The following is a 12,492-nucleotide window of genomic DNA, read 5'->3' as shown; positions in this document are numbered from 1 at the left end:
ATAAACCCCGGCGGGAGCATAAGTTGAATGAATTATACCGACTCATGTTCCCGCCTTTTATCATAAATCAACGCATTATGAATAGAAATATATTATTTTTTTACTTTTTATTTTTATGTTTGCTCAACATCGGATGCTCTTCAAGCGACGATGGGCTGTCTGCCCCGACTATTACTGTGGGGAAAGAAGTGGTAGACTTCGAAAATGGTGCCGGTGTTCAAGAGGTGAGTGTAAAAACCAATATCACCGGTTGGAGCGCAACGGCTGATAAAAGCTGGTGTCATCCTACCCCTTCCGGAAATTTTTTACGTATTTCCGTTGATGAAAGTAACGATCGACTGGTTCGCGAAGCGATAATAACGCTTACATTCGATAAGCAGACAAAGACAATCAAAGTCCGCCAATTGGGTTATGAACCGGCTATCCTTATCGATCAACAGATTTTCTTGCTTAACGCTTCGGGAGGCAATATCAAATTCACGGTAACCGCCAACGTAAAAGTGGGAATCGAAGGAGTTCCCGAATGGGTCAAACCAACTTCAAGAACGCGCGCTCCCGAAATGGTGAGCACCGATTACTCATACACAGTAGGAGCTTCCACGAATGAACAATCGCGTGAAGCCTCTATTGAGATAACAGAAATATTGGATGCCGGCGTCAATGATATAGCTCCGAAAAAAGCGCTTATTGTCATTACTCAAAAAGGATTGGGGAACTATGAGGCCGAACCGGGCGATGAAATAAAAGACGATATCAAGATAAGAGTGGTAAGCGGCACGGCATCTTCTTTCCAGCAAGGTCAAAATATAGAAAAATCATTTGACGGAGATTATACCACTTTGTATCACTCCAATTGGGATAATAAACCGGAAAACTACTTTCCTATCAGTTTGGTGTACAATTTTGAGGAACTCTCAACGGTAGACTACCTGCTTTATCATCCGCGAAGCGATGGGAATCCCAATGGCCGGTTTAAAGAAGTGGACATCGAATATTCCGAGGATGGAAGTTTCTTTAAACCGCTCATGACTAAAGTGCTTCAAAACGTAGCCCATGCTACCAAAATGGAGTTTCCTAAATCTGTTCAGGCCAAATCTTTCCGCTTTACAGTGAAGAGCGGATTCGGAACGGGAAAAGGATTCGCGTCTTGCGCCGAAATGGAGTTTTATGTGAAGAATTCCGAGAACTTCGACTATTCGACACTCTTCAGCGACCAGACTTGCAGCGAGTTGAAGCCGGGCATCACCGAAGAAGAAATTCTGAAATGCGAATATCCTTTCTTTAAAAACATCGCTTACTATATGCTGAAAGGAAAGTACGACAGAGAATTCCGTATAGATGAGTTCAAGGCATACCCGCATCCTGACATAATGGCCCGCACGCACAAGACGAATGCGTATTCATTGTTGGATAACCCCACCGGAATTTCGGTAAAAGAGAATGAGACAATCATTGTTTTCGTAGGCGACACGCATGGGAAAACAATCAGCTTGCGCGTGCAGAATCTGGACAAGCCGAACGGTGACGGATTCGGCGGGAAATATTATGCGTTGAATCCCGGAGTGAACAAATTGCGCATGTCTACCAAGGGATTGGTTTATGTGATGTATCATACATCGACGATCGAAGAAGCTGACAACGCGAAACCTATCAAAATACACTTTGCTTCGGGAAGTGTCAACGGATATTTCGATTCGAACAAACATCAGCCTTCAGATTGGAAGAGATTGCTCGATAAGGCTGTAGATCCTTATTTCGATCTGGTAGGGAAATACGCCCATCTTACTTTCCCGACTTATCGGTTCCGGACATTGACGCCCGACGGGAAAGCGTTGATAGACGCTTATGATTTGCTTGTGAATTCTGAAATGGAATTCATGGGGTTGTATAGATACGATAAAGTCTTCAGAAACCGCATGTATTTCAACGTAATGTATCATAGCTATATGTACGCCACCAACTATCATACCGGGTATCATGATAATACATTGCAACAATTGTGCGATGTGAATAAATTTAAGGCGGCTCCTTGGGGACCGGCTCACGAAGTGGGGCATTGCAACCAAACCCGTCCGGGATTCAAATGGTTGGGTACGACGGAGGTGACCAACAACGTGATGTCTTTATATATACAAACAACCATATTTAACCGCCCATCACGCCTGCAAACCGAGAATATGGGAAATGGTATCCGCAACCGCTATTCGAAAGCATGGACAAGCCTCGTCGCTCCGAGACCGCAGCTTTCCTACTCTTCATTCGGCGACAACGACGTGTTCTGCAAACTGGTTCCTTTGTGGCAGTTAGAGTTATACTTCGGAAAAGTGCTTGGGAGAACTCCACTGCAACAATCGGACAAGGGAGGTTTCTATCCCGATGTATATGAGCATGTAAGGACACACAGCGACTTGCCGACGCCGGGAGAACAGCAGCTTGAGTTTGTTTATATCGCTTCACTGAAAGCGCAGAAAAACCTTATCGGGTTCTTCAAGAAATGGGGCTTCCTGACGCCTGTCGATGTGGAAATAGATGATTACGGAAAAGGCCGGATGAAGATTACCCAATCTCAAGTCGACAACATTATCAAAAGGGTGAATGATTTGGGATTCCCGGAACCGGACGTTGCTTTGGAGTATATTACAGACAATACAGTGGAAGTTTATAAGACCAAAGCGGACATTATACCCGGAACAGCGACTCGCAGCGGGCAGGTTTTGACTATGACAAACTGGAAGAATGTAGTGGCTTATGAGGTAGTAAACGAAGAAGAGGGGAAAATGGTTTGTATTTCAGACGGTGTGTTGGAGGCTTCGTCCATAGCAACGTTTGATGTGCGCACGCCTTGGCAAAGCTCCTTCAAAGTGTATGCCGTATCGGCAACAGGTAAACGAGTAGAAGTGGTATTGTAATGTGATGACAATGTAAACAATGTGGTATTTCAAATAAGAACGTGTATAATTAAAGAGGGTGTCCGTTGTGGGTACCCTCTTTAATTATTATCCGGTTTGATTGAAATATTCTCAGAACGTTGTTCTGTAAAACTCATTTGGATGATGCGAAATGAGGTGGGTTTATTTGCTATGGTAATAGTCGATCGTTTCCACCGACAACAAGTCGATAGGCATGTAATTGACGCACGTCACCTCTTTTTTGAAGATGAGATGATCGCAAAGCGACTTGATGCCGTTGAAGCCTTGCAGTTCCGGTTGTTGGGCGATGAGGAAAGACACCTTGCCTTCTTTCAGGCAGGTCACGTTGCGCTCCAGCAGGTCGTAGCCTATGAGGTTGAATCCCTCTTTCCCTCGCTTTTGCAGGTATTCGCCTATGATGTAAACTTTGGAGTTGAAGGTAATGCCGTTCTTTACCGCCGGGTGGGAACGGAAAAACTCGTCGAGCATCGCGTTGTCTTCATCGTTTCGCTCGGCATGCAGGTCGAGTTCCAATATGTTGCAGTGCGGATGATGCTCCCGCATGTATTGCCTGAAGCCTATTTCTCTGCTCTCCTGCTGGTTGGAGCCCACAATGCCTTCGTGTATTTTCCTGAAAATCACGACTTCTTTTTCATTTCCGGCAAGTAGCATCAGGATGCGGGCGGCAAAATATCCGCTTTGGCGTGAGTTCTGTCCGAAGAAAGCAAGGGGAGGCTCTTCTTTAATATTCGAATCTATATATATATAAGGTATACCTTTCGCTTTCAGTCCGTCGGTGAATCCTTTCGTGTGCCGGGGAGCGGTGGGAGCCACCATTACTCCGTCGGGGCGTTCCGCCAAAATTGCTTCTCCGGCATTCACAAACGAGCGATAGTCGTAAGGGTCGTAGTAGCGGATGTGTGCCGAGATGTTGAAATCGGAATAAGTCACGGTCGCTTCATGAATGCCTTTCTCGATAGCTGTCCAGTATTCTCCTTCCAAATGCTTGGGAAGCAGGCAGACGAAACTGTACTTCTTGTTCGAGGCCAAGGCGCTGGCATACATGTTGGGCTGATAATCCAGCTGTTTCAGAATTTCTTCCACCCGTTTTCTGCTCGACTCCGATACGCCGCTTCGTCCGTGCAGAACCCGGTCTACTGTTCCTACCGATACGTTCGCCAGACGCGCGATGTCTTTGATTCTGATTCTTTCAGGCAATTTATTCATGATTGTTCATTTCGATTTCTTATTTGTGTACGGACACAATGATAATCTTAATATTTTCGACACAAATATATAACAACTTTTGTAATTACGAAAATAGTTGTATCTTTGTGCTCGCACACGAATTGGTTGACTCCTGAATGGTGTATGATATTAATTATCTTTTATTCAGTGTATTATGTGCATAAATATCGAAAAGATTATAATTTAAAAGTTTATTGTATCAAACAACTAAAGAATTTAAATATAAGATTATGGGAAAGAAAGTCGTTACATTAGGCGAGATCATGCTTAGATTATCAACTCCGGGCAATACCCGCTTTGTTCAATCAGACTCTTTTGACGTGGTATATGGCGGAGGAGAGGCAAACGTTGCGGTGAGTTGCGCTAACTACGGACACGAGGCTTATTTTGTAACCAAATTGCCGAAACATGAGATCGGTCAGTCTGCCGTGAATGCCTTGAGGAAATATGGCGTGAAGACGGACTTTATAGCCCGCGGCGGCGACCGTGTGGGGATTTATTATCTGGAAACCGGAGCTTCCATGCGTCCGAGCAAGGTGATTTACGACCGTGCTCATTCGGCTATCGCTGAGGCGGATGCCGCCGATTTCGACTTCGACGCAATCATGCAGGGAGCAGACTGGTTTCACTGGTCGGGCATTACTCCGGCTATCTCCGACAAAGCTGCCGAACTTACCCGTCTGGCCTGCGAAGCGGCGAAGCGTAACGGCGTGACTGTGTCTGTCGATTTGAACTTCCGTAAGAAACTCTGGACGAAAGAAAAAGCCCAATCTGTGATGAAGCCTTTGATGAAATACGTAGATGTATGTATCGGCAACGAAGAAGATGCCGAGCTTTGTCTGGGCTTTAAGCCCGATGCCGACGTGGAAGCCGGACATACGGATGCCGAAGGCTATAAGGGAATTTTCCGTCAGATGATGGAAGAATTCGGTTTCAAATATGTGATTTCCACACTCCGCGAATCTTTCTCGGCCACTCGCAACGGATGGAAAGCGATGATTTACGACGGAAAGGAATTCTATACCTCGAAACGTTACGATATCGATCCCATTATCGACCGTGTAGGCGGGGGAGACTCTTTCTCAGGCGGCATTATACACGGTTTGCTGACTAAACCGAACCAGAGCGAAGCGCTTGAATTTGCGGTTGCCGCATCCGCTTTGAAGCATACGGTGAACGGCGACTTCAACCTTGTGTCTGCCGAAGAGGTGGAAGCCTTGGCAGGCGGAGACGCGAGCGGACGCGTACAGAGATAAATGAATCATTAAACAGTAAACAGACTAAAATGGCAAAATTCGATAAAATGGCCGTGATGAGTAAGATCGGCTCTACAGGTATGGTTCCTGTATTCTATCATAAAGATGCGGAAGTGGCGAAGAAAGTGGTAAAGGCTTGCTATGAAGGCGGCGTGCGCGCTTTCGAATTTACCAACCGCGGCGATTTCGCGCAGGAAGTTTTTGCGGAGATTGTGAAATTCGCAGCTAAAGAGTGTCCCGAGATGGCAATGGGGATCGGTTCGATTGTAGATCCCGCCACTGCCGCCATGTATTTGCAATTGGGGGCTAACTTCGTGGTAGGCCCGCTGTTCAATCCCGAGATTGCAAAAGTTTGCAACCGGCGTGCGGTGGCTTACGCTCCGGGTTGCGGATCTGTATCCGAAGTAGGCTTCGCGCAGGAAACGGGCTGCGACCTTTGCAAAGTATTTCCGGGCGATGTGTACGGAACAAACTTTGTGAAAGGGCTGATGGCGCCGATGCCTTGGTCTAAGCTGATGGTGACGGGTGGGGTGGAACCTACCAGAGAAAACCTGACCGCTTGGGTAAAAGCCGGAGTATTCTGCGTAGGCATGGGCTCCAAACTGTTCCCGAAAGACAAAGTAGCTGCGGAAGATTGGACGTATGTAACCGATAAATGTAAAGAAGCGCTGGGTTATATTGCCGAAGCCCGGGGTTAGTTAGCAATAGGCATATTTCATTTTTGTTTAAAGGTGTTTAAAGGGGATAAGCCATTGGAATGAAGCGATTCATTTCCGATGGCTTGTTTTTTTTCAAAGCCCGCGGGCTTTGAAAAAAAGGCGGCGGGCTTTGAATACAAACACGACGGGCTTTTTTTAAAAGGCGCACCGTGTTTTTTCAAACGTCGCGATGATTGTTGCCGGACGTTTTAATGCACCTGAGTAGGGATAGCAAGCATGGATGACAAGATGAAAATAAGTAGAAATAGGTATTGCCTCGTACGATGGTTTGCGCTACCTTTGTGGGTGAAACAAAAGAAACGGACTTAAAGTAAGTATTTATTTTCTGGGATATATGGATTCACATCATCACCATCATCATCACGAGCACAACCACCGTCTGACTTCGCTCAACAAGGCTTTTATCACCGGTATTGTTCTCAACCTTTCCTTTGTGGTTGTCGAGTTCGGGGCCGGATTTTACTACAATTCGCTGGGTTTGCTTTCCGATGCGGGGCACAATCTGGGCGATGTGGCGAGCCTCGTGCTGGCCATGCTGGCTTTCCGTCTGGAGAAGGTGCGCCCCAACAGCCGCTACACATACGGCTACCGGAAAAGTACGGTGCTGGTTTCGCTGCTGAATGCCGTTATTCTGCTGGTAGCGGTGGGCGTCATCATTGCGGAGAGTGTGGAAAAACTCATTCATCCCGCTCCCGTAGCCGGATCGGCGATTGTCTGGACGGCGGGTGCGGGAGTCGTGATCAATGCTCTTACCGCCTGGCTGTTTATGAAAGATAAAGATAAAGACCTGAACGTAAAAGGGGCTTACCTGCACATGGCGGCGGATACACTGGTTTCTGTCGGCGTGGTGGTTTCGGGCTTTATCATCATGTATACGGGCTGGTACATTGTCGACCCCGTCATCGGGATGCTGATAGCTGTTGTGATCATAGTTTCCACTTGGAGATTGCTGCACGACAGCCTTCGTCTGTCGTTGGACGGTGTTCCCGTGGGTATCGACTCCGGGAAGGTGAAGCAAACAATTTTGGAAACGCCGGGAGTGGCGGATTGCCATCATTTGCATATCTGGGCGTTAAGCACTACCGAAACCGCACTTACGGTGCATGTGGTGATCGACGATGTGAGGCGGATGGAAGAGGTGAAGCACCGGCTGAAGCACCGACTCGAAGAGGAAGGGATACATCATGTGACGCTGGAGGTGGAATGTAAAGGTTGTTTGTGTGATTCTGCAGACACTTGTTTGTAGATCGGTGCCGGTTGTTGCTCCGCTTGCCGCAAACAGTCTTTGAGTCGCCGGAGTAAACGGGTGGGAAGCTCTGGCGGATGAAAATAAAAATCCGTCGAGTGAAGTCTTTCTGTAGACTTTTTTTGTACCTTTGCCCTGCAAATTTACTAATCTTTATCTTTGTATGTTTACGGATCTATTGAACTTTTCTTATTTCTCGCTCTTTCTGATTGTGGCGTTAGGCTTTATGTTGGGAAGAATTAAAATCAAAGGCCTTTCTCTCGACGTATCGGCTGTTATTTTCATTGCGCTGCTTTTCGGCCATTTTGGAGTGATTATTCCTAAAGAGTTAGGGAATTTCGGACTGGTTCTCTTCATCTTTACTATCGGCATACAGGCAGGGCCCGGTTTTTTCGATTCTTTTCGCAGCAAGGGGAAGACGCTGATCATTATCACGGTGCTCATCATTGCTTCCGCCTGCCTTACGGCGGTCGGGCTGAAATATGCTTTCAACATCGATACCCCAAGCGTGGTGGGATTGATTGCAGGAGCTCTGACCAGTACTCCCGGTTTGGCCGTGGCTATCGACAGCACCAACTCTCCGCTGGCTTCGATTGCTTACGGTATCGCCTATCCGTTCGGTGTCATCGGCGTTATTCTTTTTGTGAAGCTCTTGCCTAAGATTATGCGGATCGACCTCGATCAGGAAGCCCGCCGTCTTGAGATAGAACGTCGCGGGCAGTATCCGGAGTTGAGAACTTGTGTATATCGGGTTACGAATACGGCGGTATTCAACCGAAGTCTGGCGCAAATCAACGTGCGCGGCATGACGGGGGCAGTCATATCCCGCCTGAAACATGGCGATGAGATTATTATTCCCAAAGCTGCTACCATTCTTCGTGAAAACGACTATATACAAGGAGTGGGGAGTGAAGAGTCACTCAGTCAGTTGGCTGTTTTGGTCGGCGAGCGTGAAGAAGGAAAGCTCCCTTTGGATCGGACGCAGGAAATCGAATCGTTGTTGCTTACTAAAAAAGATATGATCAACAAGCAGTTGGGCGATTTGAACCTGCAAAGAAACTTCGGTTGTACGGTGACCCGTGTTCGCCGAAGCGGTATCGACCTCTCACCGTCGCCCGAACTCGCTTTGAAATTCGGCGATAAGCTGACGGTGGTGGGCGAGAAAGAGGGAATTAAAAGTGTGGCGGGGCTTCTGGGAAACAACGCGAAACAGCTGTCCGATACCGACTTCTTTCCCATTGCAATCGGGATTGTGCTGGGAGTATTGTTGGGCAAGCTGAATATTTCTTTCCCCGGCGGGCTTTCTTTTTCTCCCGGATTGACGGGCGGCGTGCTGATGACGGCCCTTTTGCTGAGTGCCGTGGGTAAGACCGGCCCTGTACTGTGGTCGATGTCCGGTCCTGCCAATCAATTGTTGCGCCAGTTGGGACTCCTGCTTTTCCTTGCCGAAGTGGGTACATCCGCCGGAAAGAATCTGGTATCTACGTTTCAGGAAAGCGGGCTGCTGCTTTTCGGCGTGGGAGCTGCCATTACGTTGGTTCCCATGTTGGCGGCAGTATTGGTTGGGCGTTTGGTATTCAAAATCAATATTCTCGATTTGTTGGGCACGATTACCGGAGGGATGACCAGCACGCCCGGTCTTGCCGCCGCCGATTCGATGGTCGACAGCAACATCCCCAGTGTGGCATACGCCACGGTTTATCCCATCGCCATGGTATTCCTTATCCTGTTTATTCAGATGATTGCCACAGCGGTGGTATAGCGCCCGACAACGAATCATTATAAATAGGGATTGGGCGGTATTGGTATTTTTCGTACTTTTGCCGCGTGAATCGAACGATGAATCAATTGCATAAACATATATTGAAGTGGTTTCTGCCTGTACTGTTTACCTCGTACATGGCAGGTATCACTTTGTTTATGCACTCCCACGTAGTCGACAGGGTTACCATCGTTCACTCTCATCCTTTTAAGAAAGACGGCGGGCATACTCATACCACGGTCGAGTTCCAACTGATTCATCTGTTGAATCATTTGCTTACTACCGACTTCGGATTGACTCCTTTACTTACCGCCGTTGTTTTATTTCTATTACACATCCTTTTCATGCGTCCCTGGCATAGGGCTTTCCGTAGCGCTTGCCAAGGCATTGTCTCTCTAAGGGCTCCTCCCATGCGTTAAGCCGCTTTGCTGTTTGCCGTATCCGGATATATACCTTATTCCGGACTTTTCCGCGTGTCGCGTGTTCCGTGCTTCGTGTCCGGTGGTTCGGCACCTCGATTCTCATATAAATAAAAAAACAAACTGACGAAAATGAAAAAATATATCATGATTCTCGTTAGCCTTTGCTGTGCTTTGACGCAGGCAATGGCAAATCATCCGGAATACCCGGAGTTGAAAAAGTCCGATGCTAATATTGTCGGACATGTGTTGGATAAAAATACAAAAGAACACTTGCCTTATATTACCGTAACGTTGAAAGGTACCACTATCGGAACGGTGACCGACGCCACCGGGCACTACTTCCTGAAGAATCTGCCCGAAGGCAATTTCGTGCTCGAAGTAAGTTCCATTGGTTATAAGACGGTAACCCGAAATGTCACCTTGAAAAAAGGCAAAACCCTCGAAGAAGATTTCGAGATCGAAGAGGATGCCGTGGCATTGGATGGAGTAGTGGTTTCCGCCAACCGTAACGAAACCAAACGCCGCTTGGCGCCTACGCTGGTGAATGTGTTGGATATGAAGCTCTTCGAACGCACCCAGTCTACCGATTTGGCTCAGGGATTGAAGTTCCAGCCGGGCGTGCGCGTGGAGACCAATTGCCAGAATTGCGGATTCAGTCAGGTGCGCATCAACGGTCTGGACGGTCCTTATTCGCAGATATTGATCGATTCGCGCCCCGTATTCAGCGCATTGGCAGGCGTATACGGTCTCGAACAGATTCCCGCCAACATGATCGAGCGTGTGGAGGTGATGCGCGGCGGAGGTTCCGCCTTGTTCGGTTCTTCCGCCATTGCCGGAACCATCAACATTATTACCAAAGAACCGTTGAGCAATTCGGCAAGCATTTCGCACGAGCTTCGCGGATTGGGCGGACTGAATACATTCGAAAATACCACCAACTTCAACGGTTCCATCCTGACGGATAACAACCGCATGGGAATCACGTTGTTCGGTCAGGCACGCCACCGTTCCGGTTACGACCGTGACGGCGATGGGTATACCGAAATGCCGGTGCTCGACGGCCGCACCTTGGGATTCCGCGCTTTCATCAAGCCGACGGATTATTCGAAAGTGACGGCGGAGTTTCATAATACTCACGAATTCCGTCGCGGAGGCGATCTTCTGAAGAACGAACCTCATAACGCTCACATTGCCGAACAACTGGAACACACCAACAACATCGGAAGCCTGAATTACAGCCTGATGAGCCCCGACGGCAAGCATCACTTTAATGCCTACGCTTCGTTTATGAAGGTGAACCGGAAAAGCTACTACGGAGGGAGCGACAAACTGGCTTCCGACATCATCGACGGAGGAAGAAAGAATGTAGAGGCTGCCAAGGATAAATTCATCGCGGATTTGAAAAAGAAAACACCGGACATATCCGAAGAAGATATCGTCAAAAAGGTTGAAGAGGAGTTCAATCCGCAGATTCACAACGGGCTGACAAACGAAGATTGGTTGGAGCTCGATAAACGCATGGCGTCGTACGGACGTACCGACGGACTTACCTATATGTTGGGTGCGCAGTATTCTTACGATTTTTCGAAATTGCTGTTTATGCCTTCCCAGCTTACGGTGGGAGCGGAGTATACGCGAGATAAGCTCGATGATATCAGCGGTTACCGCCCGGCCCCCATCACTCAGAAAGTGCATGTGAAAAGCCTTTTCGCGCAGAACGAGTGGAAGAACGATTGGCTGAGCCTGTTGGTGGGAGCCCGTTTCGACAAGCATTCCATGATCAAGCATGTCATTGTAAGCCCTCGCGCCAATCTGCGCTTCAACCCCGTGAAAGATTTGAGTCTGCGTGTAAGTTACAGCAAAGGTTTTCGCGCTCCCCAGATATTCGATGAAGACCTTCATGTCGACAACGCCGGAGGCGAACTCATCCTTTCCGTGCTCGACCCGAATCTGAAAGAAGAAACGTCACACAGTTTCAGCGGTTCGGTAGACTGGTACCACCGTTTCGGCGCATGGCAGTTGAACCTGATGGCCGAAGGATTCTATACCAAGCTGAACGATGCGTTCGGCTCGTTGCAACAGAACGCGGTGGAAAACGGAAAGGCGTTTATCCGCAAGTATCGTACCAATACCGACGGGGCGAAGGTGTACGGAGCCAATCTCGAAGGAAAGCTCGCTTACCTGAGCCTTGCCCAATTTCAGGCGGGAGTTACCGTGCAAAAAAGCCTTTGGGATACGAAGCGCCAGTGGAATGATGATGACGCTTATACCACCCGCCGCATGTATCGCACGCCGAACGTATATTCCTATTTTGTGGCTACGGTCAATCCCGTCAAACGATTCAGCGTTTCCCTTTCAGCCAACTACACCGGCAATATGCTGGTAGGTCATGAAATACCGACCGAAGATGATGGTTCGCTGACCATGTTCGATGGCAAGCCCGCCGCTACCATTCATGCCGATCGCCTGCAGCACGGTAAGGATCAGACGGCAACCACTTACGGCCCGCGTACTTTCAAAACTCCTTCATTCTTCGAGATGGGATGCAAACTGGCTTACGACTTCCCGTTGTATAAGGTCTATACCCTGCAAGCCTATGCCGGTGTTCAGAACATGTTCAACTCCTATCAGAAAGATTTCGACAAAGGTCCTTCCCGCGATTCCGCTTATATCTACGGACCGGGCGCGCCGCGGAGTTTCTTCGCCGGTGTGAAGATCAGCTATTAATGGAAATCGATGTCATTCAATAAGCCGTGAGCTTAACTAACAACAAGAAGGTGTGTCAAAAATCGCACCTTCTTTTTTTATGCACAAAGAGGGTGCATCGCTTATTACGACACATTTACATTTGCAGTATTAAATATCCCAATAAAAATATAAGTGTATATTTGAAAAGAAGAGTTGCAGTGAACTAACTTTGACACTAGTCT

Annotated in this window: 8 protein-coding genes; 7 read left to right on the top strand and 1 reads right to left on the bottom strand. The window is 47.9% G+C overall.

All coding sequences use genetic code 11. The annotated features are described in order from the left end of the window. The first annotated feature begins 74 nt into the window (after nucleotides 1–74). Entirely contained in the window at nucleotides 75–2,909 is a 2,835-nt protein-coding gene (locus tag GGR07_RS10525) for a M60 family metallopeptidase (protein ID WP_394357302.1), read from the top strand. A gap of 162 nt (nucleotides 2,910–3,071) precedes the next feature. Here GGR07_RS10525 and GGR07_RS10520 read toward each other — a convergent pair whose 3' ends face one another. Continuing rightward, nucleotides 3,072–4,136 carry a LacI family DNA-binding transcriptional regulator gene (locus GGR07_RS10520; protein WP_021644769.1) on the bottom strand — a complete coding sequence of 355 codons (1,065 nt, stop codon included), beginning with the start codon at nucleotides 4,134–4,136 and terminating at the stop codon, nucleotides 3,072–3,074. 251 nt (nucleotides 4,137–4,387) lie between these two features. On the opposite strand from GGR07_RS10520, the gene GGR07_RS10515 reads away from it, so the two are divergent. The 6 genes from GGR07_RS10515 to GGR07_RS10490 all read left to right on the top strand — a co-directional run bounded on the left by GGR07_RS10515 (nucleotide 4,388) and on the right by GGR07_RS10490 (nucleotide 12,289). Beyond that, complete coding sequence (locus GGR07_RS10515) at nucleotides 4,388–5,413, top strand: sugar kinase (RefSeq protein WP_021644770.1); 1,026 nt, start codon at nucleotides 4,388–4,390, stop codon at nucleotides 5,411–5,413. 29 nt (nucleotides 5,414–5,442) lie between these two features. Beyond that, nucleotides 5,443–6,111 (top strand): bifunctional 4-hydroxy-2-oxoglutarate aldolase/2-dehydro-3-deoxy-phosphogluconate aldolase, encoded by a 669-nt coding sequence (locus tag GGR07_RS10510; RefSeq protein ID WP_021644771.1) that lies wholly within the window; start codon nucleotides 5,443–5,445, stop codon nucleotides 6,109–6,111. A 355-nt stretch (nucleotides 6,112–6,466) separates the two neighbouring features. Beyond that, complete coding sequence (locus GGR07_RS10505; protein ID WP_021644773.1) at nucleotides 6,467–7,378, top strand: cation diffusion facilitator family transporter; 912 nt, start codon at nucleotides 6,467–6,469, stop codon at nucleotides 7,376–7,378. Nucleotides 7,379–7,541: 163 nt separating this feature from the next. Then, nucleotides 7,542–9,140, top strand: coding sequence for an aspartate:alanine exchanger family transporter (locus GGR07_RS10500; protein ID WP_021644774.1), 1,599 nt, complete (start codon nucleotides 7,542–7,544; stop codon nucleotides 9,138–9,140). A 77-nt stretch (nucleotides 9,141–9,217) separates the two neighbouring features. Further along, entirely contained in the window at nucleotides 9,218–9,559 is a 342-nt protein-coding gene (locus GGR07_RS10495; RefSeq protein WP_021644775.1) for a hypothetical protein, read from the top strand. Between the two features lie 132 nt (nucleotides 9,560–9,691). Further along, nucleotides 9,692–12,289: a TonB-dependent receptor gene (locus GGR07_RS10490; protein WP_021644776.1), complete on the top strand. Its 2,598-nt coding sequence runs from the start codon at nucleotides 9,692–9,694 to the stop codon at nucleotides 12,287–12,289. Nucleotides 12,290–12,492 lie beyond the last annotated feature (203 nt).

This window comes from Bacteroides pyogenes, assembly GCF_014196225.1.
Classification (GTDB): domain Bacteria; phylum Bacteroidota; class Bacteroidia; order Bacteroidales; family Bacteroidaceae; genus Bacteroides; species Bacteroides pyogenes_A.
The sequence above is the reverse complement of the archived record's forward strand: the minus strand, read 5'-3'. Positions and strand labels throughout refer to the sequence as shown.